Below are 25,022 nucleotides of genomic sequence, written 5' to 3'. Positions count from 1 at the left end.
TCAATATGCAATACCCCATCATACAAAAAAGAAATGTCATCTTGATGGCATCGAAAAATTAAAGACCCCTAAACGGAGCCCTTATGTAACAGCTAATGAGTCTGTTTAGGATCCCAGTAAAGTACGGCGCATAGCATCTAAGCAAACACTCATTAAGCCAGCCGGAACAATGCCGATCGCTAAAACCAAAATACTATTCAATCCTAGGATGCCTTTAGCAAAGCCAGAACCCGTTACAGAAATCTCATGCTCAGGCTCATCAAAGTACATCACCTTAACAACACGCAGGTAATAGAAAGCGCCAATTAAAGATGCAATCACTGCAATCACAGCAAGGAATGTATGCTCGGCATCAACCAAAGCCTCTAACACGCCAAGCTTTGCGGCAAAACCCACTGTTGGAGGTATACCAGCCAAAGAGAACATCATGACTAAACCAATAAAGGCAAACCATGGGTGTTTCTTATTTAAACCTTTCAAGCCATCTAGGGTCTCACAATCATAGCCCTTGCGTGAGAGAGCCATGAGCAAGCCGAATGTACCTAGAGTAGTTAATACGTAGGTAATGGCATAAAACATCGATGCACTAAATGCATGATCATCAAATACAGAGAGCATACCCAAGAGAACAAAACCCATTTGCGCAATTGCAGAATATGCCAGCATCCTCTTGATATTCGTCTGTGCAATAGCAGTAACGTTACCTACGATTAGTGATAGCAAGGCCAACAAAATTAGCATGGGCTGCCAATCGCCAATCAGCGGCAATAAGGTATTAACCAATAGGCGGAATAGCAAAGCAAAAGCTGCGATCTTAGGGGCTGCAGCAATCATGAGGGTGACGGCTGTTGGTGCACCTTGGTATACATCAGGAACCCACATATGGAAAGGAACAACACCTAACTTAAACGCCAGGCCAGCAACAATAAATACTAAGCCAAATGCCATGACTAAATGATTAATTCGTGGATCAGCAACAACCTTGAATATTTCAATCAAATCCAAGGAGCCAGTCACGCCATAAAGCATGGACATGCCATATAGCAAGAAGCCTGAAGCAAGTGCCCCCAAAATAAAATACTTAATCGCAGCCTCAACACTCTTCTCGCTGCTATGACGCATTGCTACTAATGCATAAGTTGGCAATGCCATTAATTCTAAGCCAAGGTAAAGCGTAAGCAAATTGGCGCCAGAGATCAAAACCATTTGACCCAATAAAGCCAGCAAAGCCAAAACAATAAAGTCAGGACGGAATAAAGCGCGATCAGTGAGGTATTGCTTTGAGTAAATCAAACTCAGCAATACTGCTCCACATGAGCAAGCTTTGAGCAAATTAGAAAAGGGATCTGACTGAAATAGGCCATTCATCGCCACCAAAGATGGATCCGACATACGCCCAATAAAAGCAAAGATCAGATAAACCAGCAAAATAATGGTGAAGAAATATACAAAACCTACACCACGTGGTGTGTGAAAGATATCCTGCTCGACACCCGGTGTAGCTGGCTGGTTTTCGCGAATATAAACGCTAATGACTAGTAATAAACAAGTAACAATCAGTAAAACGAGTTCCGGCAGGATGGCGAATAGGTCGAATGCTTGCATTTGCTTTTACTCAGAGTTTGCTCACAGCAACATGCTGGAGCAGATTAATAACAGCTGGATGAATGATGTCGGTAAACGGTTTTGGATATACACCCATACCAATGACGCATATAGAAAGCACTGACATCATGAAATATTCACGGCCATTGAGGTCTTTGAGCTCCTCCACATGGGCATTGGTAATGGCGCCAAAGAATACCCGTTTCACCATCCACAAGGAATAGGCAGCCCCCAAGATCAAGGCTGTTGCGGCCAAAATACCGATAAAGAAATCATAGTCAACGGCAGCCAAAATCACCATAAACTCACCCACGAATCCTGAGGTTGCTGGTAATCCACAGTTTGCCATCGCCATCAGTACAGCAAAGGCAGTAAAAGCCGGCATACGATGCACTACGCCACCGTAATCAGCAATTTGACGGGTATGCATGCGGTCATACAAAACACCGATAGACAGGAACATTGCACCCGCAACAAATCCGTGAGAAATCATCTGAACAATACCGCCCTCAATTCCCAAGGGGCTGAAGAGGAAGAATCCTAAAGTAACAAAACCCATGTGGGCTACAGATGAGTAAGCAACCAGTTTTTTCATATCTTTTTGAACTAAGGCTACTGCACCAACGTAAATCACGGCAACCAAAGACAAGAAAATGATAAAGGGGCCAAGATATTGGCTTGCATCAGGAGCGATTGGCAGTGAGAAACGGAGGAAACCATATGCGCCTAGCTTCAACATAATCGCTGCCAAGACTACAGAACCACCCGTTGGTGCTTCTACGTGGACATCTGGCAACCAAGTATGCAATGGCCACATCGGTACCTTAACAGCAAAGGCCATGAAGAAGGCGGCAAATAATAGGATCTGCTCAACAATATCGAGGCGGGCATTTTGCCAAGCCAAGATATCAAACGTATTGGTTACGTTATAGAGATAGAGCATTGCAACCAAAGTCAGTAATGAGCCTAACAAGGTATACAAGAAGAACTTGAATGCCGCATAAATCCGGTTGTGTCCGCCCCATACACCAATGATGATGTACATCGGAATCAAAGTTGCTTCAAAAAATACGTAGAAGAGCAAAGCGTCTAAGGCACAAAATACTCCAATCATCAATCCTGAAAGGATCATGAATGAAGCCATGTATTGAGATACCTTGGTATCAATCACTTCCCAAGCTGCAATGACCACGAAAATATTGATAAATGCGGTTAGAACAATAAACCAAACAGAAATACCGTCAATGCCTAAGTAATAGTTAATGTCATAACGAGGAATCCAGCTGATTTTTTCTACGAACTGCATTCCAGGATTAGCAATATCAAACTGCAATATGAGAGGCAGTGTTGCAATAAATCCAATAACAGAACCAACCAGCGCTAACCAGCGAACGCCAGCAGATGGCTTCTCAGACCCATAAAACAAAATAATGAGTCCAAATACTATCGGAGTCCAAATGGCGAAAGAAAGAATCATAATGGCTACTTAAATAACAAATGCCTAGCGAACAAAAGGCAGGTAAGCGTATAAAACCCAAGCTAACAATACCGCTAAGCCTGCAATCATTGCGAAGGCGTAGTGATAGAGATAACCGGATTGCAAATGGCGAATCACACCGGCAAAGCGACCAACAACGTGCGCACTGCCATTAACAAAGAAACCATCAATGACCTTCTGGTCACCGCGGTGCCATAGGATGCCGCCAATCCATAAAAGACCCTTCGCAAACACCGCTTGATTCAAATCATCCAAATAGTATTTGTTATCAAAGAGTTTCTTAATGGGTGCAAAAGTCTGGGCAAACTTTTCTGGTAATTTGGGAGCCCAGAGATATCCGATCGCTGCAGTCAACACACCGAGAACCACTAAGAGCAATATTGGCGATGTAAATGCATGTAATGCCATTGCTACAGGTCCATGGAACTCATCCTCGAGCTCTTTCATTACCGGATGACGCGCAATATCAATAAAGATTGAATCACCAAAATAAGTCCCGAACAACAACGGCGTGATGGTGTAAAAGCCGATGATGACCGAAGGAATTGCCAGCAGAATCAGCGGTAAAGTTACAACCCAAGGAGACTCATGTGGCTTCTCACCAGGAGCTAAACCATGGTGGGCATGATCATCGCCCTGCTCTGCATGTTCATGATGATCATGTGCATGCGAGTCTGCATGACCCCAACGTGCTTTTCCATGAAACACCCAGAAGTAAAGGCGGAATGAATACAGGGCCGTTACAAAAACACTAGCCATTACCGCAAAATAAGCAAAGCCCGAACCAGGAATATGGCTAGCAGCAACCGCCTCAATAATGGAATCTTTGGAGTAGAAGCCTGAGAAGAACGGCGTACCGATCAGAGCAAGGTTACCAAGCAACATCATCAGACAGGTGATCGGCATATATTTCCACAGCCCACCCATCTTGCGCATGTCTTGTTCGTGATGCATTCCTAAAATGACGCTACCTGCTGCAAGGAATAACAACGCTTTAAAGAAAGCGTGTGTCATTAAGTGGAAGATGGCGACGGGATAAGCGGATACCCCTAAAGCTACGGTCATATAACCTAACTGAGACAAGGTGGAGTAAGCCACAACACGCTTAATGTCAGTTTGAACAATGCCCAGGAAGCCCATAAATAGCGCAGTAATAGAACCGATCACTAAAATAAAGCTCAAAGCAACATCAGAGAGTTCAAACAATGGTGACATACGAGACACCATAAAAATCCCAGCTGTTACCATCGTTGCCGCATGAATTAATGCTGAAATTGGTGTCGGGCCTTCCATGGAGTCCGGCAACCAAACATGCAAGGGAAATTGAGCTGATTTACCCATCGCACCAATGAAGAGGCATATACAGGCGACTGTCACCAAATTCCAACTTGTGCCTGGCAAGGTTTGGGCAGCTAAGGCCGTGTTTTGAGAAAAGATCACGTCATATTGCATTGATCCAGTACTTGCAAGCAAAAGACCAATGCCCAAAATGAAGCCAAAGTCACCAACACGGTTGACCAAGAATGCTTTCATATTTGCAAATACAGCAGATTGGCGCTCGTAATAGAAGCCAATCAATAGATAAGAAACTACCCCTACTGCTTCCCAGCCAAAAAAGAGCTGCAATAAGTTATTGCTCATCACCAACATCAACATGGCGAATGTAAAAAGGGAAATATAGGAGAAGAAGCGGTTGTACCCTTCTTCACCATGCATGTAGCCAATCGTATATATGTGAACCATGAGTGAGACAAAAGTCACCACACACATCATCGTGGCCGTCAAAGGATCAATTAAGAAACCAATATCAAGATTTAACTCACCCAACTGCATCCAACGATAAACAGTACCATTGAAGTAAAAGCCATCCATTACCTGGGCCAATACATTGCAGGACAGAGCAAAGGCAATGGCAACACCCAAAATAGTCACAAACTGACAAGCGCCATGACCAATACGATTACCACCTAATTTTGTACCAAAGAAACCAGCGATGATGGAGCCAAATAAAGGCGCCAATGGAATCGCACAAAGAACAGGAATAGTTAAGGTCATTTGCATGACTAGCCTTTTAGATGGTCAAGGTCTTCAGCATTAATGGTGTCTACCTTACGGAATAGAACAACCAAAATTGCCAAACCAATCGCCGCTTCAGCAGCCGCGACAGTCAAAATAAAGAATACGAATACTTGACCCGCCAAGTCACCCAAATAGTGCGAGAAGGCTATAAAGTTCATATTGACAGCAAGAAGCATCAATTCAATTGCCATTAGTAATACGATGACATTTTTGCGATTTAAGAAAATGCCGATAACACTGGCAGCAAACAGAATTGCTCCAAGCACGAGATAGTGAGCAAGAGTAATCGTCATTTCTTCTCACCTCTTGTATCTTGTTTAGCAGCCATATCTGAGCCCATCTTCACAATGCGCATGCGATCTGCCGCAACGACATTGACTTGTTCATGAATATTTTGTGCTTTAGAGTCCTTGCGGTTACGCAAGGTCAAGGCAACAGCAGCAATAATCGCCACCAAGAGAATGACGCCTGCCACCTCAAAGGCGTATACATAATCTACAAAGATCAACATGCCGAGAGCATGAGTATTATTTGCCATCACCTCTTCAGGCATCACCTGCACCGGACTCTTTGTGCCTATAAAACTGCGAATGATCACAATAGAGAGTTCCAGAACAATCACTGCACCCATTAAGAATGCAACAGGGAGATATTTTTTAAAGTCGCGGCGTAAGTGCTCTAAATCAAGATCAAGCATCATGACTACGAATAAGAATAAGACCATTACAGCGCCGACATATACCAAGATCAAAGCCAAACTCAAGAACTCAGCCTTGAGGAGCATCCAAAGTCCAGAAGCACAGAAGAAAGCTAAGACTAGAAATAGTGCAGCATGGACCGGGTTGCGTGCAGTAATCACGCGCAATGCAGAGATCACCAACAGCCCAGCAAAGCCGTAGAAGAAAACTGCGAATAAGGTAGATGGATCGAATGTCATTTTTATTTACGCTCTATTCGATTAACGATAAGGTGCATCAGCGGCACGATTAGCGGCAATCTCTTTTTCATACTTGTCACCAACAGCTAAAAGCATGTCTTTAGTGAAATATAAGTCGCCACGTTTATCGCCAAAATATTCAAAGATGTTTGTTTCCACAATGGCATCAACAGGGCAAGCCTCTTCGCAAAAGCCACAGAAAATACATTTTGTTAAGTCGATGTCGTAACGACTTGTTCTTCTAGTGCCATCATCACGCTCAGCAGTCTCGATTGTGATTGCATAGGCTGGACATACTGCTTCACACAATTTGCAACCAATGCAGCGCTCTTCGCCATTTTCATAACGACGTAAAGCATGCAGTCCACGAAAACGACTAGAGAGAGGCGTCTTCTCCTCCGGATACTGCACAGTAATCTTTGGCTTAAAGAGATAGCGGCCTGTAATAGACATCCCAGTAAGGATGTCTTTGAGCATCAGGCTATCGAGGAATTGGGAAATTTTCTTAAACATGATTAGTCAACTTATTTCCAAATATTCCATGGTGAAACGACCCATGCGCCAATAACAACAACCCAAAATACGGAGATGGGAATAAAAATCTTCCAGCCCAAACGCATGATCTGGTCATAACGATAGCGAGGCAAGGTAGCACGCAACCAAATGACGCAAGATAATAAGAAAAAAGTTTTAGCAAACAACCAGAAGAAACCAGGTATGTCGCGCAGGATCGGCAAATCAACAATCGGCAGCCAGCCACCCAAGAAAATAATGGATGCCACTGCCGCAATCAAAATCATATTGGCATACTCTGCCAAGAAGAACATGGCAAATGACATGCCTGAGTACTCAACCATATGTCCCGCAACAATCTCCGACTCGCCTTCAACGACGTCAAATGGATGACGGTTTGTTTCGGCAACGCCTGAGATGAAATAAATCAAGAACATCGGCAGGAGTGGCAGCCAATTCCAGGATAAGAAGTTCAAACCAATTTCAGCAAAATAACCTTGCCCCTGTGATGCCACAATTGTGCTTAGATTTAATGAGCCAGAGGTAAGTAATACCGTTACTAAAGCAAAGCCCATTGCAATCTCATATGAAATCATTTGAGCAGATGCGCGCATGGCCCCAAGAAATGGATACTTAGAGTTTGAAGACCATCCAGCAAGAATCACACCATAGACACCAATTGATGAAATAGCCATAATGTAGAGAAGTCCGGCATTCACATCAGCAAGCACCATCTTTGCTTGAAATGGAATAACGGCCCATGCTGCGAACGCAGGCATGATCACCATGATTGGCGCGATAAAATACAGTACCTTACTTGCTCGTGCAGGAGCAATAATTTCCTTCATCAAAAGCTTCAATGCATCAGCAATTGGTTGCAGCAGACCTAGAGGACCTACTCGATTTGGCCCTAGACGAATATGCATCCAACCAATTAGCTTACGCTCCCACAAAGTGAGGTAAGCAACGCAAGCAAACATTGGCAATACGATAATGACGATACGTACTAAGGCCCATACCAAAGGCCATAAAGATCCAAAAATGGCTTCGCCATGCGTGGTGATGAGGTTTAAGAAATTATCCATCTCTTACCTTAGGCCTTACTAACTGTTATTGGACCAAACATTTGGCCTAATTTCGCACTAGCCAGAGTACCCGCAGAGATTCTGACGGCGCCTGGCGCTAGATTTACCTCTAATGTTGCTGGCATATTCACAGATTGGGAATCCTGAGTGACACACACTAAATCGCCCTCACCTAAACCCAATTCAGAAAATAGTTTTTGACCTAAACCCACTTGATTGCCGTGCTTTGCATCACGAGTCAGTTGCAAAGCTGATGAGCGGCGGACAATCTGATCACCAGCATAGATATTGACATCAGTTAAACGCTCAAGACCTTGCTGAGCTACTGAATTTGTATTAGTAAGAACATTGGAGCTTGATGAATTATTTAGCTTTGCGCAATAGTTTTCACTTAAAGCCTCGCCAAGAACCTCTTCAGGCATATTGAATAAGAATCCATCCACACCAACAAGTCCGCCCAACACTCGTAACACTTTCCAGCCCGGGCGTGAATCACCTAGTGGCTTAACAGAAGGCTGTACCGTTTGAACTCTGCCTTCGGCGTTGACAAAGGTAGAGACTGTTTCAGTAAATGTCGAGATCGGCAGGATTACATCAGCTACTTCAAGCAGGTCAGTACTCCGGTATGCACTTAATGCAATTACAGTGTTTGCTTTTGCAAGAGCGGCACGAGCCTGTATAGGATTTGGTAAGTCAGCGTCTGGTTCGATATTCATCAAAATGACTGCACGACGATCACCAGAAAGCACCGATTCAACACCGGCACCATTAGCATTCACAAGTGCGGCACCTACCGCATTACCACCTACCGGCAAGAAGCCAAGGATTGCACCAGTGTTATCTGCAATGAATTGAGCCAGCACATGTAAATCAGATGCGTTTGCTTGTGAAATCGCTGCAGAACCTAGCAAGACAGCAGTTGAGGAACCAGAAAGCAAGCTGTCAGCCATCTTTTGCGCTTCGGCAGAGATTGTAAGATTTGGGGTGCCAGCTGGTATGGAAACCGATTTCGCTTTAGCAACTGCCAACGCTATCTCGCTAAGAGAGTTAATCCATGTGCTGGGTGCTGAGGCAATAGCTCTTGCTGGAATTAACCAGTCATCGCCACCAGCATCAATACGGAGAACCTGTAATCCACGTTTTGCAGCTGTGCGTAAACGTGCCGCAATAATCGGCTGATCCTTGCGCAAGAAACTTCCAATGATCAATGCACGATCTAGTTCGCTTAACTTTGCAATTGGCATTCCTAACCAAGGCGCAGTTGCAGCCGCTTTCACATCTGATTGACGCAAACGCGTATCAACCTGGTTTGAACCTAGGCCACGAATCATTTTTTGCAGAAGATGCAATTCTTCAGTACTTGAAATTGGGTGTGCTAATGCGCCTATAGATTCAGCGCCACTTTCAGCAGAAATCGTTTTGAGTGAATGGGCTACGTAGTCAAGAGCGGATTGCCAATCAGTTTCAAGCCATTGACCGCCTTGCTTAACCATTGGTGTAGTCAAACGATCTGAACTATTCAAGCCTTCGTATGCAAAACGATCACGATCACTAATCCAGCACTCATTGATTGCTTCATTTTCCAAAGCAACGACACGCATGACTTTATTTGATTTGGTTTGGACGGTGGTGTTCGCACCTAAGCTATCGTGCGGGCTCACTGAGCGTTTACGACCCAACTCCCATGTACGTGCAGCATAACGGAACGGCTTACTAGTTAAGGCTCCCACAGGACATAAATCAATCATGTTTCCTGAGAGCTCAGAGTCTACCGTTTGACCAACGAAAGTTGTGATTTCAGAATGTTCGCCGCGGTTAATCATGCCTAATTCCATGACACCAGCAACTTCTTGACCAAAACGAACACAACGTGTGCAGTGAATGCAACGGCTCATCTCTTGCATGGAGATTAAGGGGCCAACATTCTTGTGGAATACCACCCGCTTTTCTTCTTCGTAGCGAGAATTTGACTTGCCATAACCAACAGCTAAATCCTGCAACTGGCACTCACCGCCTTGATCGCAAATTGGGCAATCTAAAGGATGATTGATCAGCAAAAACTCCATAACTGAACGTTGTGCCTCAACTGCTTTAGCAGAATGCGTAAACACTTTCATGCCTTGCGTAACTGGAGTTGCACAAGCTGGTAAAGGTTTAGGCGCTTTTTCTACCTCAACTAAACACATACGGCAATTAGCAGCAATAGATAATTTCTTGTGATAGCAGAAGTGAGGAACGTAGGTGCCAAGCTTATTCGCGGCGTGCATCACCATCGAACCTTGCGGAACCTCTACCGTCTTACCATCTAATTCGATTTCTACCATGCTCACTTTACGATATCCCGTGCTCAATAACTTATAAAGGTGTCGCAGAATCTAAGCAGCGCTTATGTTCTACGTGATACGCAAATTCATCCATGTAATGCTTCAACATGCCACGCACTGGCATAGCAGCAGCATCGCCTAATGCACAAATAGTGCGGCCTTGTATATTAGCTGCCACATCATTTAGCAAATCCATATCCTCTGGACGTCCCTGGCCATGTTCAATGCGGTGAACAATACGCCATAACCAGCCAGTTCCCTCACGGCATGGCGTACATTGACCGCAAGACTCTTCATGATAGAAGTAGGACAAACGCTCTAAGGCGCGAACCATGCAACGCGTATCGTTCATCACAATGACAGCACCCGATCCCAACATGGAACCAGCCTTAGCAATACTGTCGTAATCCATTGTTAGATCCATCATCTGTGCGCCTGGAATCACTGGTGCAGAGGATCCACCAGGAATGACTGCCTTTAAGGCTTTGCCTTCTCGCATTCCACCTGCCAACTTGAGTAACTCCGCAAATGGTGTACCCAATGGAATTTCATAATTACCCGGATGAACAACGTCACCAGATACTGAAAATATTTTGGTTCCGCCATTATTAGGCTTACCTAAATCCAAATACGCCTGCCCACCAATCGCCAAGATGAATGGCACCGCTGCAAATGTTTCGGTGTTATTAATCGTAGTTGGTTTTCCATACAAACCAAAGCTTGCTGGGAATGGAGGCTTAAATCGAGGCTGGCCTTTTTTGCCTTCCAATGATTCCAATAAGGCAGTTTCTTCACCACAAATATAAGCACCCCAACCAGGGGATGCATGTAATTGGAATGAAAAATCGCTACCTAAAATTTTATCGCCCAAGAGGCCAGCAGCACGGGCCTCTTCTAAAGCCTCTTCAAAGCGTGAATAGACTTCCCAGATTTCGCCATGAATGTAGTTATAACCAGTGGTGATGCCCATCGTGTAAGCACCAATAATCATGCCTTCAATCAATGCATGCGGGTTGTAACGCATGATGTCGCGGTCTTTGAAAGTACCTGGCTCACCTTCGTCACTATTACAAACTAAATATTTCTGCCCTGGGAATTGTCGTGGCATAAAACTCCACTTCAAACCTGTCGGGAAGCCCGCACCGCCACGACCACGCAGGGATGAAGCTTTTAATTCTGCGATGATGGCATCTGGTGCAATCTTGTCATTTATTAAACGACGTAATTGTTGATAGCCACCACGACTTTCGTAATCTTTTAAACGCCAGTTATCGCCATTCAATCCAGCAAGGATCAAAGGCTTAATGTGACGATCGTGCAAGCTAGTCATGCTGCTTTCCCTTCTGCACGAAGCTCACTTAATAGAGCATCAATTTTTTCTTTACTCATAAAGCTACACATACGCTTGTCATTAACAAGCATTACAGGAGAATCTCCGCAAGCACCCATACACTCACCCTCTTTTAAAGTGAAGGTGCCACAAGGTGTAGTTTCGTTGTAGCCAATACCCAAGGTTTCCTTTAGGTAAGTTGCGGCAGTTTCGCCATGAGTTAGCTGGCAAGGCAAGTTAGTACAAATAACTAACTTATATTTACCAATTTGCTTGGTGTTGTACATGTTGTAGAAGGTCGCAACCTCCTCAACTGCAATAGTTGGCATTTCTAAGAGTTGCGCAACGGTTGAAATGACTTCAGGCGATACCCAACCTACTTCGGTTTGGGCGGCAATCAAGGAAGCCATCACAGCAGACTGCTTTTGCTCTGGTGGATATTTAGCGACATTGCGCGCAATATCTGCCAGTGTTTTATCGGATAGTTGAAGAGTGGTTGTCATTAAATAATCTTTGGCACGCTCTATTAGCGGTCAATCTCCCCGAACACAATATCTTGCGTACCAATAATGGTTACCGCGTCAGCCAACATATGGCCACGTGACATCTCATCCATAGCGGAAAGATGCACAAATCCTGGAGCACGTATCTTCATGCGGTATGGCTTATTAGCACCATCAGAAATCAAGTAAATGCCAAACTCACCCTTAGGGTGCTCCACGGCAGAATAAGCCTCGCCATCGGGAACGTGAATCCCTTCAGTAAAGAGTTTGAAATGGTGAATCAACTCTTCCATATTGGTCTTCATGTCTACGCGCTTAGGTGGAGCAACCTTATGGTTGTCAGACATTACAGGGCCTGGATTGGCTTTTAACCACGTAACGCACTGTTTAATGATGCGATTAGATTGACGCATCTCTTCCATGCGCACTAAATAGCGATCATAAGAGTCACCATTCACACCTATAGGAATATCAAAATCGAGGCGGTCATACACTTCATATGGTTGCTTCTTACGTAAATCCCATTCAATGCCAGAACCACGCAACATTGGACCCGTAAAGCCAAGTTGTAGCGCTCTCTCAGGAGTAACAATACCGATATTTACTAAGCGCTGCTTCCAAATACGGTTATCAGTCAAGAGATTGCAGTATTCATCTACGTTGGCATCAAAGCCCTGCGTAAATTGATCAATGAAATCGAGTAATGTTCCACTGCGGTTCTCATTCAAACGTTTAACAGCAGAAGTGCTGCGAATCTTTGACTTGTTATATTGAGCCATTTGATCCGGGAGATCGCGATAAACACCACCAGGACGATAGTAAGCAGCATGCATACGAGCACCAGAAACTGCTTCGTACATATCAAAGATATCTTCACGGTCACGGAAGGCATAAAGGAACACCGCCATTGCACCAACGTCTAAACCATGACAACCTATCCATAGCAAGTGATTCAGTAAACGAGTCAATTCGTCATACATCACGCGGATGTATTGAGCACGTAAAGGAACGTCTACTTGCAATAACTTTTCAATCGCCATGACATAAGCATGCTCATTGGCCATCATCGATACGTAGTCCAAGCGATCCATATAAGGAACGTTTTGAATCCAAGTACGCGTTTCGGCCAACTTCTCAGTAGCGCGATGCAATAAACCAATATGCGGATCAGCACGTTGAATCACTTCGCCGTCTAGCTCCAAAACCAAGCGCAATACTCCATGCGCTGCCGGATGCTGAGGGCCAAAGTTGAGGGTGTAGTTCTTAATTTGTGCCATGACTTAAACCGGGCCTCCATACTGCTCTTCGCGAACGATACGAGGAGTAATCTCACGCGCTTCAATCGTCACTGGCTGATAGACAACCCGCTTTAACTCTGGGTCATAACGCATTTCTACATTGCCGCTGATTGGGAAATCTTTTCTAAACGGGTGACCTATGAATCCATAATCCGTCAAGATACGACGCAGATCATCATGGCCGTCAAACAGGATTCCATATAGATCAAATGCCTCACGCTCAAACCAGTTAGCAGAATTCCATACAGGCGTGATAGAGGCAACTAAAGGGTAGCTATCATCTTGCGCAAATACACGAATACGTAAACGCCAGTTATGCTCGAGCGACAGCAAATGGCTCACAACAGCAAATCGCTGGCCGCCCCATGCACCATCACGGAAGTCTTGGTAATCAACACCGCAGAGATCAATTAATTGCTCAAAAGCTAAAGATGGATCATCACGCAGCATCAAGGCTGACTCTAAATAGGTATCTGCATTTAGCACAACAGTGACTTCGCCCAATGCAATCTCAATGGATTGCACGCGTTTACCTAAAACTTTCTCTAAGTTAGCAGTGAGTTGAATTAAACGATCTGACATAACTTAAGCCTTCCGCGCAATCGTGCTGGTGCGAGCGATCTTCGATTGCAATTGGATAATTCCGTAGATCAAAGCTTCAGCAGTTGGAGGACAGCCAGGAACATAAATATCAACCGGCACAATACGATCGCAACCGCGCACAACTGAGTATGAGTTATGGTAGTAGCCACCGCCATTTGCACAAGAACCCATTGAGATGACCCAACGTGGCTCTGGCATTTGGTCATAAACCTTACGAAGGGCTGGAGCCATTTTGTTGCAAAGTGTTCCAGCGACAATCATCAAATCAGATTGACGTGGAGATGGTCTAAACACAACGCCAAAACGATCTAAGTCATAACGTGAGGCGCCTGCATGCATCATTTCTACAGCGCAACAGGCCAGACCGAAGGTCATAGGCCAGAGTGAACCATTACGCGTCCAGTTAATTAACTGATCCGCCGTGGTGGTAACAAAACCTTCTTTGAGAACGCCTTCTAATGCCATATCGATCACTCCCAGTCGAGAGCGCCCTTTTTCCAGATATAAACAAATCCCACAATGAATTCCAACAGGAAAATCACCATAGAGGCATAGCCAAGCCAACCGATATCACGAAGAGCAACACCCCAAGGAAATAGGAATGCAGTTTCTAGGTCGAACAAGATAAATAGAATAGCAATCAGGTAATAGCGCACATCGAACTTCATACGCGCATCTTCGAAAGCCTCAAAGCCGCACTCATAAGGAGAGAGTTTTTCGGCATCCGGTTTTGAAGGAGCCAGAATTTTTCCGAGGAACATGGGCACTAAACCTACCCCAATACCTACAAGGATAAATAGCAAAACAGGAAAGTAATTAGCGAGATTCAAAATGGTCCTGAGTCGTTCGTCTGGTAAATCTAAAACACAACAAATTATTATTTAATCCACTACATATTTCATTGATTTAGAGCAAAAACCCCTACAAATTCTTTATTTTGGTGCCGACGGCGAGACTCGAACTCGCACAGCCTAAGCCACTACCCCCTCAAGATAGCGTGTCTACCAATTTCACCACGTCGGCATCTTGCAAAGCCCATCAATTCTACTGCATTGCACCACTAAGCTACCCCAAAATTGAGGTAAATAAATCAGTAAAAACCTACTTTTTTACTTAGGAACTGCAGGTTTTGTTGGATCCTGAACTGGAGCTACCGGAGCAGCTGGGGCAGCCGCTGGCGCTACCGTGCCAGAGAGAACGCCTGGGCTCACTTCCTTCTTATTCCCTAGCCAAGTAATTCCTAGGGTACTGAGAAAGAAAATGGCTGCAAAAATCGCTGTCGTATGGGATAAAAAGTTGGCAGAGCCACTGGCGCCAAATAAGCTACCAGATGAACCAGATCCAAAAGCAGCACCCATATCAGCGCCCTTTCCTTGTTGCAATAAGACCAAGAGAATGACAGCTAAAGCTGAAACTACCTGCAATACGATTAATAAAGTCTTAAACCATTCCACAACGCATCTCCAATAAAAAATCTATGCCTGACAAATAGCAAGAAAATCTTGAGGGCTCAATGATGCACCCCCAACCAGCCCGCCATCAATATCCGGCATGGCAAACAACTCAACAGCATTGTCAGGCTTAACACTGCCGCCGTACAAAATCCCAACATGAGAAGCAACATCTTCATTAAATTCAGCTAACTGATGCCGAATCGTACGATGCATATCCTGTGCAATTTGAGCACTGGCGACTTTGCCTGTGCCAATAGCCCATATAGGCTCATAAGCAATCAAACAATCCGCTAGCCTGTCTTGCAGAACATTAACCTGCTTAGCCACTTGCGAGCAAACGATCTCTTCCGCTCTACCCGAGTTACGTTCATCGGCAGTCTCTCCAACGCAGATTACTGGGGTCATGCCACTATCCAATACCTGTAGGGCTTTAGTGGCAACCACTTCATCCGCCTCCTGATGAAATTGGCGACGTTCTGAGTGTCCTACGATGACATAGCTACAACCGATTTCTTTAAGCATAGAGGCTGCAACCTCACCTGTATAGGCTCCAGACGCATGAGCAGAAGCATCCTGAGCACCAAGACTTAAAAAAGCCAAGGAATGTTCTTTAATTAATGCACCGCACTGTGACAAATAAGGAAAAGGTGGGCATACAACATACTGACGACCCGCTGGCATGCCACTTTCCATTCCGCGTGCAACTGTCTTAACCCAGTCTTGGTTACTAGCAAGACTGCCATTCATTTTCCAGTTGCCGATGATGATAAGTGGACGCATAAGCTGGCTAAGAATTAAACCGTTAAAACAATTTTGCCGACATGCTCAGATGACTCCATCAATCGATGTGCATCTGCTGCCTGGTCTAAGGCAAATGTTTTATAAATAGCTGGCTTTAATTTACCTGCATTGAGTAGCGGCCAAACATGGTCATATAACTGCTTGGTAATTTGTTTTTTAAATGCTACTGGTCGAGGACGCAAAGTAGAGCCAGTAATGGTTAAACGTCTACGCAAAATTTGATTAGTACTGACTTCTGCTTTAGATCCCCCCTGGATCGCAATAATGACAATCCGGCCATCATCCGCAAGGCAATCAATTTCACGCTGCACATAGTCTCCAGTGACCATATCGAGAATCACATTCACACCTTTACCGTCAGTAGCCTTTTTGACTTCCTCAACGAAATCTTGTGTTTTGTAATTGATGGCAAGGTCAGCGCCCAAGCGAAGACATGCCGCACATTTTTCATCGTTTCCAGCAGTTACAAATACCTTAAAGCCGAGCGCCTTAGCAATCAAAATAGCAGTGACACCAATACCGCTTGAGCCACCCTGCACTAGTAAGGTTTCGCCAGCGGATAGCTGTCCACGCATGAAGACATTACTCCATACCGTATAAAACGTTTCAGGTAATGCAGCAGCTTCTTGATCATTAAAACCTTTGGGATAAGGCAAACATTGAGCAACAGGGGCCGTGCACAGATCCGCATAACCACCGCCTTGGACCAAAGCACAAACCTTATCGCCTACCTTTAAACCAAAAGCGTTATCAATATGCGCTAAGTCTCCACCAATAATCTCGCCAGCTACTTCAAGACCAGGAATATCGGATGCGCCAGCAGGGACAGGGTAATGACCCTTACGCTGCAATACGTCAGGACGATTAATTCCTGCTGCAAGCACTTTAATCAAAACCTCGCCAGATCCAGCAGTGGGTACTACTGGATCTGGACGAGTTGTAGGCACCAACATTTCCGGCGCACCAAATTCTTTGATCTCAATTACGCGCATCACATACTCCTATGGCTTCTGAGTAATACTTACTTAAGCTGTTTCGTCAGTTACTGGAGCGGCTTCAGTTGTCTCGCCTGCTAAAGGAGCAATCGTGCCACCCTCATCAGCCATTGCAGCCTTCAGTGATAAACGCAAACGACCACGCTCATCAGCAGCCAACAATTTCACGCGAACCACTTGGCCTTCAGCGAGGTAATCTTTAACTTCTTTTACACGCTCATTAGAAATTTCAGAGATGTGCAAGAGACCATCTTTACCAGGAAGAATATTGACCAAAGCGCCGAACTCAAGCAATTTCACCACTGGACCTTCGTAGATCTTGCCTACTTCAGCTTCAGCTGTAATACCTTCGATACGGGCTTTAGCTTCGGCCATGCCTTCAGCGCTTGTAGAAGCAATAGTTACAGTACCGTCATCTTTGATATCAATGCTGCAACCAGTTTCTTTAGTCAGAGCCTGGATAGTTGCACCACCCTTACCAATCACTTCACGAATCTTATCTGGATGAATCTTGAATGACACCATGCGCGGTGCATGAGCAGACAATTCTGTGCGAACTGAACCCATTGCTTCTTGCATATTGCTCAAGATATGTAAGCGGCCTTCTTTAGCCTGCGCTAAAGCAACTTGCATAATTTCTTTAGTAATACCTTGAACTTTGATATCCATCTGAAGTGCAGTAATACCGTTTGCAGTACCAGCCACTTTGAAATCCATATCACCTAAGTGATCTTCATCACCCAAGATATCGGTCAGCACAGCAAAACGGTTGCCATCCAAAATTAAGCCCATTGCTACACCAGCAACGTGTGCCTTCACCGGAACGCCAGCGTCCATCATTGCTAAACAGCCACCGCAAACAGAAGCCATAGATGAAGATCCATTGGACTCTGTAATTTCTGAAACAACACGAATGCTGTATGCAAAATCTTCTGGGCTTGGCAAAACAGGAATCAAAGCGCGCTTAGCTAAACGACCATGACCAATTTCGCGGCGCTTAGGACTACCTACACGGCCAGTTTCGCCAGTAGCAAATGGAGGCATGTTGTAGTGGAACATGAAACGATCGCGGTATTCACCTTCGAGCGCGTCAATAATTTGCTCGTCACGGGCAGTACCCAGCGTAGCAACCACAAGAGCTTGAGTTTCACCACGAGTAAACAATGCAGAACCATGGGTGCGCGGCAATACGCCGTTACGAATTTCAATTGGACGAACAGTACGAGTATCGCGTCCATCAATACGTGGCTCACCATTCAAAATCTGACTACGAACAATCTTCGCTTCGATTTCAAACATGATGTCGCTTACAGCAACTGCATCAACATCACCCTCTTCCGACAACTTAGCTAAAACTTGTTTTGAAATTTCCTTCAACTTGTCTGAACGAGCACCTTTTTGACGAATCTGATAAGCCTCACGTAATGGCGCTTCAGCCAATGCTGTGACCTTAGCAATAAATGGTTCATCCTTAGGAGCGGCAGTCCAATCCCACTCTGGTTTACCAGCTTCACGCACTAAATCATTGATCGCATTGATCGCAGTTTGCATTTGGTCATGACCATATACAACCGCACCAAGCATGACTTCTTCAGATAATTGATTTGCCTCAGACTCCACCATCAATACAGCAGCTTGTGTACCAGCCACGATCAAATCGAGTTCGCTAGTAGCTTGTTCTGTACGAGTTGGGTTCAAGAGGTATTGACCATTTGCGTAACCAACGCGAGCTGCACCTACTGGGCCAGCAAAAGGAATGCCTGAAACTGCTAAAGCTGCAGAAGCGGCGATCAAAGCAGGAATATCAGCAGGAACATCTGGGTTGATAGACAACACATGCACTACAACCTGCACTTCATTCAAGAAACCTTCTGGAAATAAAGGACGCAATGGGCGATCGATCAAACGGGAGATCAATGTCTCACCTTCTGATGGACGACCTTCACGACGGAAGAAACCACCAGGGATCTTGCCTGCTGCGTAAGTCTTTTCTAAATAATCAACTGTTAATGGAAAAAAGGATTGGCCTGGCTTTGCAGACTTAGAGGCAACTACAGTACCCATTACTACAGTGTCATCAACGTTAACAATAACGGCACCACCTGCTTGGCGAGCAATCTCGCCTGTTTCCATGGTTACTTGATGATTACCCCATTGAAAACTCTTTACTGCTTTTTTAAACATCGTCATTCTGATTTTCTCCAAATTGTTCACGCAAGACTCACATGAGTCAGACGCTTGTCGTGGGATAAAGCAGTGTCACGACAACACTGGAGCGTTTTAAGATCACAAGGGATGCCATTCCAGGGAGACTCTGAATCGATCTCAGAAACTCATTGGAATGACACGATCCCCTACACAAATTATCGAAAACCGCTCAAAAAACATGCCACCTTCTTAAGACTGCATCTGGAAAGAAACAACCTTAAGTGAGATGGCATTGCAATACCGATACAAGAATTACTTACGGAGACCTAATTTCTCGATCAATGCGCGATAGCGATCCAGATCTTTGCCTTTGAGGTAATCCAAGAGGCGACGGCGACGTGAAACCATCTTCAACAAACCGCGACGGCTGTGATGGTCTTTAGCGTTAGCCTTGAAATGGGGGGTTAATTCATTGATGCGGGCTGTTAGCAATGAAACTTGAACCTCAGGGCTACCCGTATCGTTTGCGCTACGCGCGTTTTCTTTGACGATTTCCGCCGTTTTAATATCAGCAACTGCCATTTTTAATACTCCTTACTTGCGAACACATGAGCTTTCACCCAATTTGTGTCGTGCGTTATTAACAAAATCAAACAAAAAAGCTTTATAAATCAAAGCCATCGAATTGTATCAGAGAGAGGTCTAAAATGCGGCAAACCAAGAGAAAACTTATTGTTCTTTGCTAGCCCATACCACCTGAAATAAATAAATATTCAATTTAATCAGTAACTTATGAAATTAAATACCTTTACTTCCGCAATCTTCACCATCATTCTTGGGGTTTTTTGCCTACAAGGCACAGCATTTGCCCAAATCTCTTCTATATTTGGCAGCGATAAGACGGTTGCCCAGCAACGTGAAGATATCCTCAAACAGAGTAGGGAAACGCTAAAGCAACTCTATGCGGTTTCGCCTGAGGCAAAAGAACTTATCGATAAATCGGTTGGCTATGCCACTTTTAGTAACTTTGGTATGAAGATTTTGATTGCGGGCGGCGGTTCAGGAAGTGGCGTTGTGATTCAAAAAAATTCCAAGCCCATTTATATGGATATGGTACAAGTCCAAGCCGGATTAGGCATCGGCATTAATTCCTTTCAGAATATCTTTGTCTTCCAAACAAAAGCGGCATTAAGTGACTTTATAAATTCTGGTTGGACTTTTGGTGGACAAGTTACTGCTGCAGCCAAATATCAAGCCAATGGAGGTGCCTATCAAAATGCCGCAATAGTGGCTCCCGGCGTACTGATGTATCAACTAACAGACTCAGGCCTCGCCGCAGAGATCACCGGCAAAGGTACCAATTACTATAAAAATACCGATCTCAATAAATAAAAAGGTGTTGCAGATGTCCGTGCTTATGGGGTCATCTGCGCATTCAGTTTAGCTTGGCTAGGGTCATGCAATTTATTCAACGCCGATAAGTAAGCTTTAGCTGATGCCGCAATAATGTCAGGATCAGTTCCAACGCCATTAACAATCCGGCCGCCCTTAGACAATCGAACAGTGACTTCGCCTTGAGACTGTGTTCCAGAAGTAATTGCATTGACTGAATAGAGCAATTGCTCTGCCCCACTCCTCACAATTTCCTCAATGGCATTCAAGCTCGCATCTACTGGGCCATTGCCTTCAGCCTCTGAGCTCGCCTCTTTATTGCCAACTCGGAAAGTGACCTTAGATTTTGGACGCTCACCAGTTTCAGAATGCTGACTTAAGGAAATGAACTTGTAAAATTCGCCCTCTTCTGCCGCCGCAGAAGTCTCAGACATGATCGCAATAATGTCTTCATCAAAAATTTCAGACTTTTGATCAGCCAAGGCCTTAAAGCGAGTAAACGCCTCATTCACATCTGCTTCTGCTTCAACCACAATTCCTAAATCATGTAAGCGCTGTTTAAAGGCATTACGACCTGACAACTTACCCAACACGATTTTGTTTGCAGTCCAACCTACATCTTCTGCACGCATGATTTCATAGGTTTCACGATTCTTCAAAATACCATCTTGATGAATGCCTGAAGTATGTGCAAATGCATTCGCACCAACAACTGCTTTATTAGGCTGTACTACAAATCCAGTGATATGGGAAACCATTTTTGATGCGGGGACAATTTGGCTAGCATCAATATCGCAGGCTAAATTAAAGTAATCCTTACGCGTTCTCAAGGCCATCACAATTTCTTCTAAGGCCGTATTACCTGCCCGCTCACCCAAGCCGTTAATGGTGCATTCGATTTGACGAGCGCCGCCAATCTTTACGCCTGCCAAGGAGTTGGCAACCGCCATACCCAAGTCATTGTGGCAATGAACCGACCAAACAGCTTTATCAGAATTAGGAACTCGAGTGCGCAAGGTTTTAATAAACTCACCATACAACTCTGGAGTCGCATAACCTACTGTATCTGGAATATTAATCGTAGAAGCGCCCTCTTTAATGACGGCCTCAACAACTCGACATAAGAAATCCATTTCTGAGCGATATCCATCTTCAGCAGAAAATTCAATATCCTCCGCTAAATTTCGTGCAAAGCGAATGGAACGTTTGGCCTGCTCCAATACCTCTTCAGGTGACATGCGTAATTTCACAGCCATATGTAAAGGGCTAGTAGCCAAAAATGCATGGATACGTTTCGCATTGGCCGCTTTTAAGGCATCGGATGCACGAGTAATGTCTTTATCGTTTGCTCTGGCTAAGGAACACACAATGGAATCTTTGACTGCTGCTGCTACCGCTGAAATAGCTTGAAAGTCACCCTCTGAGCTCGCAGCAAATCCTGCCTCAATCACATCAACTTTTAAGCGCTCAAGCTGACGTGCAATACGTACTTTTTCATCCTTAGTCATTGAGGCGCCTGGGGACTGCTCTCCATCACGCAAGGTGGTATCAAAAATAATTACTCTATCGCTCATCACTACTCTCCGATTCTGATTACTTTATTTGCTTAATACACAATTTCAATTTCAAAAAACAAAAACCCCAGCTAAGAGCTGGGGCTGGTATTTGGTGGTTAATGAATTATTGAGATCTCATCAACTCAGGCCTTACCCGCCCCAAGCTCAAGGCTTAGTGCTAGTAGAAGCAGGCTAGATAAAGGTGAGAAATTCATCAACATGGATTAAATATAACCTAAAAAAGCAAATTTAGCTAAAACGTTTGCCACTTAGTCTCTCCCAAGCCCAAACGATGTATCCCGAGATGGAATAAACCACGAATAAGCCGAAAAGGGTCAATGGAGGGTTAGAAGAAATCAAAACAAAGGTCAGAATGAGAAGAACCATTACGCCAAAGGGCACCCGGTACCTAACATCCAGCGCTTTACCGCTATAAAAACGGGCATTGGAAACCATGGTTAAACCGGCGTATACAGCAATAAAAAAGGTGATCCAGGGAATGGCGGTATCTCGCACCGGGATCTTATTATCGTCGGCAAGCCATATAAAACCAGCCATTAATGATCCAGCAGCAGGACTTGGTAGACCCTGGAAGAATTTTTTATCCACTACACCCGTATTCACATTAAAGCGGGCTAAACGCAAGGCCGCACCAGCGCAATAAGTGAAAGCGGCTAACCAGCCCCACTTACCTAAATCTTTAAGCGCCCATTCATAAGCAACTAATGCTGGAGCCACTCCAAAGGAAACCATATCAGCGAGCGAATCATATTGCTCACCAAAGGCGCTTTGAGTATTGGTCATTCTTGCAACTCGTCCATCCATACCATCCAAAACCAATGAAGCAAAGATAGCAATTGCAGCAATCTCAAACTGGTGGTTCATGGCATTCACAATGGCAAAGAAACCGCAAAACAAGGCTGCGGTAGTAAATGCATTGGGTAGTAGATAAATTCCCTTGCTACGTAAGCGGGGTTTTTGAGGATGCAACTCTTCTACTTCGTAATCGTCTGCATCAACCAGATCCTCTACCCATTCATCTTGAGGGTGATCTGAGCGTGATCGAGATAAGCGACTACGATCGATACGGCCACGGCGGCGAAATGTTGGCAAAATCGTCCTAGTAAAAGTGAGATCGAATCAATCTAGACCTGGCAATCGAGCCAAAGCTGTATTGGTAGCAAATACTTTATCACCAACGCTGACTAATGGCTCAGCAGTAAGGGGTAAATACACGTCGACTCTAGATCCGAAGCGAATAAAGCCATAACGCTCACCCGCCTTAAGACGATCGCCTACATGGATGTAGCAAAGTATGCGGCGAGCAATCAGGCCGGCGACTTGAACAAGGGTCACAATTTGACCGTTGGAATCAATCACAACAGCATTGCGCTCGTTTTCTGTAGACGCTTTATCCAAATCCGCATTAACAAACTTACCCGGGAAATATTGAATCTCTTTTACTAAGCCATTAACCGAGCTACGATTAGAGTGGACGTTAAATACGTTCATGAAAACGCTGATTTTGAGCGCCTCACGACCCGCATACGGATCGTTTGCTTTTTCAACCACCACAATACGACCATCTGCCGGAGATAAAACCAAATCTCGACCCATGGCCGGAATACGCTGAGGATCCCGAAAGAACTGCAAAACAAAGATAAAAATAATCCAAAGAGGCCAAGACCAAGCAGATCCGCCTAAATATTGAACTAGCAAAGTAACGAACCCCACTAGTGCTAAATACGGCCAGCCTTCTTTCGCAATAATGGGGTGTGGATACATCATTTTTTATTCTGAGCCTTTTAAATAAAACGGTTATTGAATTGCTTAGTTCTTAGTTTGGTCAACTAATTTGTTCTTCGCAATCCAAGGCATCATGGCACGCAACTTTGCACCAACAACCTCGATGTCATGTTCTGCATTCAAGCGACGACGTGAAATCAAAGTAGGAGCACCTGCCTTGTTTTCCAAAATGAAGCTCTTTGCATATTCACCAGTCTGAATATCTTTTAAGCACTGGCGCATAGCATTCTTAGTATCTTCCGTAACTACGCGTGGGCCAGTGACATACTCACCATACTCCGCATTATTAGAGATGGAGTAGTTCATATTGGCGATACCACCCTCGTAGATCAAGTCAACAATCAACTTGAGCTCATGCAAGCACTCGAAGTAAGCCATCTCTGGTGCATAGCCAGCTTCAACCAAGGTTTCAAAACCAGCTTTGATTAATTCAACTGCGCCACCACAAAGAACAGCCTGCTCGCCGAACAAATCAGTTTCAGTTTCTTCACGGAAATTTGTTTCAATAATTCCAGCGCGACCACCACCGTTTGCCGTTGCATATGACAAAGCAACATCGCGAGCAGCTCCAGATTTATCTTGGTATACGGCGATCAAATGGGGCACACCGCCACCTTGTGAATACGTTCCACGAACAGTATGTCCAGGTGCTTTTGGTGCAATCATAATGACGTCCAAGTCAGCACGCGGCTGTACCTGACCATAGTGAACGTTAAAGCCGTGTGCAAATGCCAGAGCGGCACCTTGTTTAATATTGCCATGCACTTCTTTGTTGTACACGTCAGCGATTTGCTCATCAGGCAAAAGCATCATTACTACATCAGCATCTTTAACTGCCTCTGCAACTTCTTTCACCGTCAATCCAGCGTTAGCCGCTTTGCTCCAGGAAGCACCGTCCTTACGTAAGCCAACAGTTACATTCACGCCAGAGTCTTTGAGGTTCAATGCATGTGCATGCCCTTGTGAACCATAACCAATAATGGTGACTTTCTTGCCCTTAATGAGGGACAAATCAGCGTCTTTATCGTAAAAAACTTTCATGCTCTTTCCTTGTGTTAAATATATGTTTTATTACTGCAATAAATCAGTTAAAAA

Annotated in this window: 24 protein-coding genes and 1 tRNA gene; 1 reads left to right on the top strand and 24 read right to left on the bottom strand. The window is 44.6% G+C overall.

The window, feature by feature from the left end:
• Positions 1-105: 105 nt before the first annotated feature.
• The 20 genes from nuoN to rpsO all read right to left on the bottom strand — a co-directional run bounded on the left by nuoN (position 106) and on the right by rpsO (position 19,755).
• The gene (gene nuoN / locus ICN41_RS10535) at positions 106-1,605 is read right to left on the bottom strand and encodes an NADH-quinone oxidoreductase subunit NuoN (RefSeq protein ID WP_216292879.1); all 1,500 of its coding nucleotides are present in this window, start codon (positions 1,603-1,605) and stop codon (positions 106-108) included.
• Positions 1,606-1,615: 10 nt separating this feature from the next.
• Complete coding sequence (locus tag ICN41_RS10530) at positions 1,616-3,082, bottom strand: NADH-quinone oxidoreductase subunit M (RefSeq protein ID WP_216292878.1); 1,467 nt, start codon at positions 3,080-3,082, stop codon at positions 1,616-1,618.
• A gap of 24 nt (positions 3,083-3,106) precedes the next feature.
• Complete coding sequence (nuoL, locus tag ICN41_RS10525; protein WP_216292877.1) at positions 3,107-5,164, bottom strand: NADH-quinone oxidoreductase subunit L; 2,058 nt, start codon at positions 5,162-5,164, stop codon at positions 3,107-3,109.
• 2 nt (positions 5,165-5,166) lie between these two features.
• On the bottom strand, positions 5,167-5,475 hold the full coding sequence (gene nuoK / locus ICN41_RS10520; RefSeq protein ID WP_216292876.1) for an NADH-quinone oxidoreductase subunit NuoK: 309 nt from the start codon (positions 5,473-5,475) through the stop codon (positions 5,167-5,169).
• Entirely contained in the window at positions 5,472-6,119 is a 648-nt protein-coding gene (locus ICN41_RS10515) for an NADH-quinone oxidoreductase subunit J (RefSeq protein ID WP_216292875.1), read from the bottom strand. The genes nuoK and ICN41_RS10515 overlap by 4 nt, the downstream gene beginning before the upstream one ends.
• 21 nt (positions 6,120-6,140) lie before the next feature.
• Positions 6,141-6,632, bottom strand: a complete 492-nt coding sequence (nuoI, locus tag ICN41_RS10510) for an NADH-quinone oxidoreductase subunit NuoI (protein ID WP_216292874.1) — start codon at positions 6,630-6,632, stop codon at positions 6,141-6,143.
• Positions 6,633-6,643: 11 nt separating this feature from the next.
• Positions 6,644-7,717, bottom strand: coding sequence for an NADH-quinone oxidoreductase subunit NuoH (gene nuoH, locus ICN41_RS10505; RefSeq protein WP_216292873.1), 1,074 nt, complete (start codon positions 7,715-7,717; stop codon positions 6,644-6,646).
• Positions 7,718-7,725: 8 nt separating this feature from the next.
• On the bottom strand, positions 7,726-10,041 hold the full coding sequence (nuoG, locus tag ICN41_RS10500; protein ID WP_216292964.1) for an NADH-quinone oxidoreductase subunit NuoG: 2,316 nt from the start codon (positions 10,039-10,041) through the stop codon (positions 7,726-7,728).
• A gap of 31 nt (positions 10,042-10,072) precedes the next feature.
• Entirely contained in the window at positions 10,073-11,371 is a 1,299-nt protein-coding gene (nuoF, locus tag ICN41_RS10495) for an NADH-quinone oxidoreductase subunit NuoF (RefSeq protein ID WP_216292872.1), read from the bottom strand.
• Positions 11,368-11,874, bottom strand: a complete 507-nt coding sequence (gene nuoE / locus ICN41_RS10490) for an NADH-quinone oxidoreductase subunit NuoE (RefSeq protein WP_216292871.1) — start codon at positions 11,872-11,874, stop codon at positions 11,368-11,370. The genes nuoF and nuoE overlap by 4 nt, the downstream gene beginning before the upstream one ends.
• Before the next feature lie 23 nt (positions 11,875-11,897).
• Entirely contained in the window at positions 11,898-13,151 is a 1,254-nt protein-coding gene (locus tag ICN41_RS10485) for an NADH-quinone oxidoreductase subunit D (RefSeq protein ID WP_216292870.1), read from the bottom strand.
• 3 nt (positions 13,152-13,154) lie between these two features.
• Entirely contained in the window at positions 13,155-13,754 is a 600-nt protein-coding gene (locus tag ICN41_RS10480; RefSeq protein ID WP_216292869.1) for an NADH-quinone oxidoreductase subunit C, read from the bottom strand.
• 3 nt (positions 13,755-13,757) lie between these two features.
• Complete coding sequence (locus ICN41_RS10475; protein ID WP_011902891.1) at positions 13,758-14,240, bottom strand: NADH-quinone oxidoreductase subunit B family protein; 483 nt, start codon at positions 14,238-14,240, stop codon at positions 13,758-13,760.
• A gap of 5 nt (positions 14,241-14,245) precedes the next feature.
• Positions 14,246-14,605 (bottom strand): NADH-quinone oxidoreductase subunit A, encoded by a 360-nt coding sequence (locus ICN41_RS10470; protein ID WP_012357790.1) that lies wholly within the window; start codon positions 14,603-14,605, stop codon positions 14,246-14,248.
• A 108-nt stretch (positions 14,606-14,713) separates the two neighbouring features.
• Positions 14,714-14,798, bottom strand: a tRNA-Leu gene (locus tag ICN41_RS10465).
• 86 nt (positions 14,799-14,884) lie between these two features.
• Positions 14,885-15,229, bottom strand: coding sequence for a preprotein translocase subunit SecG (gene secG / locus ICN41_RS10460; RefSeq protein WP_216292868.1), 345 nt, complete (start codon positions 15,227-15,229; stop codon positions 14,885-14,887).
• Positions 15,230-15,250: 21 nt separating this feature from the next.
• Positions 15,251-16,009, bottom strand: a complete 759-nt coding sequence (tpiA, locus tag ICN41_RS10455) for a triose-phosphate isomerase (protein ID WP_216292867.1) — start codon at positions 16,007-16,009, stop codon at positions 15,251-15,253.
• A 14-nt stretch (positions 16,010-16,023) separates the two neighbouring features.
• Complete coding sequence (locus ICN41_RS10450; protein WP_216292866.1) at positions 16,024-17,022, bottom strand: NAD(P)H-quinone oxidoreductase; 999 nt, start codon at positions 17,020-17,022, stop codon at positions 16,024-16,026.
• Between the two features lie 33 nt (positions 17,023-17,055).
• Positions 17,056-19,215 carry a polyribonucleotide nucleotidyltransferase gene (gene pnp / locus ICN41_RS10445; protein WP_216292865.1) on the bottom strand — a complete coding sequence of 720 codons (2,160 nt, stop codon included), beginning with the start codon at positions 19,213-19,215 and terminating at the stop codon, positions 17,056-17,058.
• 270 nt (positions 19,216-19,485) lie between these two features.
• Entirely contained in the window at positions 19,486-19,755 is a 270-nt protein-coding gene (rpsO, locus tag ICN41_RS10440; RefSeq protein ID WP_068323724.1) for a 30S ribosomal protein S15, read from the bottom strand.
• Between the two features lie 210 nt (positions 19,756-19,965).
• On the opposite strand from rpsO, the gene ICN41_RS10435 reads away from it, so the two are divergent.
• Positions 19,966-20,565 (top strand): YSC84-related protein, encoded by a 600-nt coding sequence (locus ICN41_RS10435; protein WP_216292864.1) that lies wholly within the window; start codon positions 19,966-19,968, stop codon positions 20,563-20,565.
• 23 nt (positions 20,566-20,588) lie between these two features.
• Here ICN41_RS10435 and ICN41_RS10430 read toward each other — a convergent pair whose 3' ends face one another.
• The 4 genes from ICN41_RS10430 to ilvC all read right to left on the bottom strand — a co-directional run bounded on the left by ICN41_RS10430 (position 20,589) and on the right by ilvC (position 24,968).
• Positions 20,589-22,139, bottom strand: coding sequence for a 2-isopropylmalate synthase (locus ICN41_RS10430; RefSeq protein ID WP_216292863.1), 1,551 nt, complete (start codon positions 22,137-22,139; stop codon positions 20,589-20,591).
• A gap of 231 nt (positions 22,140-22,370) precedes the next feature.
• Positions 22,371-23,234, bottom strand: a complete 864-nt coding sequence (gene pssA, locus ICN41_RS10425; protein WP_216292862.1) for a CDP-diacylglycerol--serine O-phosphatidyltransferase — start codon at positions 23,232-23,234, stop codon at positions 22,371-22,373.
• 27 nt (positions 23,235-23,261) lie between these two features.
• Positions 23,262-23,909: a phosphatidylserine decarboxylase gene (locus tag ICN41_RS10420; protein WP_216292861.1), complete on the bottom strand. Its 648-nt coding sequence runs from the start codon at positions 23,907-23,909 to the stop codon at positions 23,262-23,264.
• A gap of 42 nt (positions 23,910-23,951) precedes the next feature.
• On the bottom strand, positions 23,952-24,968 hold the full coding sequence (gene ilvC / locus ICN41_RS10415) for a ketol-acid reductoisomerase (RefSeq protein WP_216292860.1): 1,017 nt from the start codon (positions 24,966-24,968) through the stop codon (positions 23,952-23,954).
• Positions 24,969-25,022: the final 54 nt, after the last annotated feature.

The organism is Polynucleobacter sp. 15G-AUS-farblos (assembly GCF_018882445.1).
In the GTDB taxonomy this organism is placed as follows: domain Bacteria; phylum Pseudomonadota; class Gammaproteobacteria; order Burkholderiales; family Burkholderiaceae; genus Polynucleobacter.
The sequence above is the reverse complement of the archived record's forward strand: the minus strand, read 5'-3'. Positions and strand labels throughout refer to the sequence as shown.

Coding starts and splice junctions, on each gene's coding strand:
- nuoH (WP_216292873.1), bottom strand. CDS start 7,717: ATGGATAATTTCTTAAACCTCATCACCACGCATGGCGAAGCCATTTTT.
- ilvC (WP_216292860.1), bottom strand. CDS start 24,968: ATGAAAGTTTTTTACGATAAAGACGCTGATTTGTCCCTCATTAAGGGC.
- ICN41_RS10480 (WP_216292869.1), bottom strand. CDS start 13,754: ATGTCAGATCGTTTAATTCAACTCACTGCTAACTTAGAGAAAGTTTTA.
- ICN41_RS10475 (WP_011902891.1), bottom strand. CDS start 14,240: ATGGCATTAGAAGGCGTTCTCAAAGAAGGTTTTGTTACCACCACGGCG.
- ICN41_RS10485 (WP_216292870.1), bottom strand. CDS start 13,151: ATGGCACAAATTAAGAACTACACCCTCAACTTTGGCCCTCAGCATCCG.
- pnp (WP_216292865.1), bottom strand. CDS start 19,215: ATGACGATGTTTAAAAAAGCAGTAAAGAGTTTTCAATGGGGTAATCAT.
- rpsO (WP_068323724.1), bottom strand. CDS start 19,755: ATGGCAGTTGCTGATATTAAAACGGCGGAAATCGTCAAAGAAAACGCG.
- ICN41_RS10530 (WP_216292878.1), bottom strand. CDS start 3,082: ATGATTCTTTCTTTCGCCATTTGGACTCCGATAGTATTTGGACTCATT.
- ICN41_RS10515 (WP_216292875.1), bottom strand. CDS start 6,119: ATGACATTCGATCCATCTACCTTATTCGCAGTTTTCTTCTACGGCTTT.
- nuoG (WP_216292964.1), bottom strand. CDS start 10,041: ATGGTAGAAATCGAATTAGATGGTAAGACGGTAGAGGTTCCGCAAGGT.
- ICN41_RS10420 (WP_216292861.1), bottom strand. CDS start 23,909: ATGATGTATCCACACCCCATTATTGCGAAAGAAGGCTGGCCGTATTTA.
- nuoN (WP_216292879.1), bottom strand. CDS start 1,605: ATGCAAGCATTCGACCTATTCGCCATCCTGCCGGAACTCGTTTTACTG.
- nuoL (WP_216292877.1), bottom strand. CDS start 5,164: ATGCAAATGACCTTAACTATTCCTGTTCTTTGTGCGATTCCATTGGCG.
- nuoI (WP_216292874.1), bottom strand. CDS start 6,632: ATGTTTAAGAAAATTTCCCAATTCCTCGATAGCCTGATGCTCAAAGAC.
- nuoF (WP_216292872.1), bottom strand. CDS start 11,371: ATGACTAGCTTGCACGATCGTCACATTAAGCCTTTGATCCTTGCTGGA.
- ICN41_RS10435 (WP_216292864.1), top strand. CDS start 19,966: ATGAAATTAAATACCTTTACTTCCGCAATCTTCACCATCATTCTTGGG.
- nuoE (WP_216292871.1), bottom strand. CDS start 11,874: ATGACAACCACTCTTCAACTATCCGATAAAACACTGGCAGATATTGCG.
- nuoK (WP_216292876.1), bottom strand. CDS start 5,475: ATGACGATTACTCTTGCTCACTATCTCGTGCTTGGAGCAATTCTGTTT.
- ICN41_RS10450 (WP_216292866.1), bottom strand. CDS start 17,022: ATGCGCGTAATTGAGATCAAAGAATTTGGTGCGCCGGAAATGTTGGTG.
- ICN41_RS10430 (WP_216292863.1), bottom strand. CDS start 22,139: ATGAGCGATAGAGTAATTATTTTTGATACCACCTTGCGTGATGGAGAG.
- tpiA (WP_216292867.1), bottom strand. CDS start 16,009: ATGCGTCCACTTATCATCATCGGCAACTGGAAAATGAATGGCAGTCTT.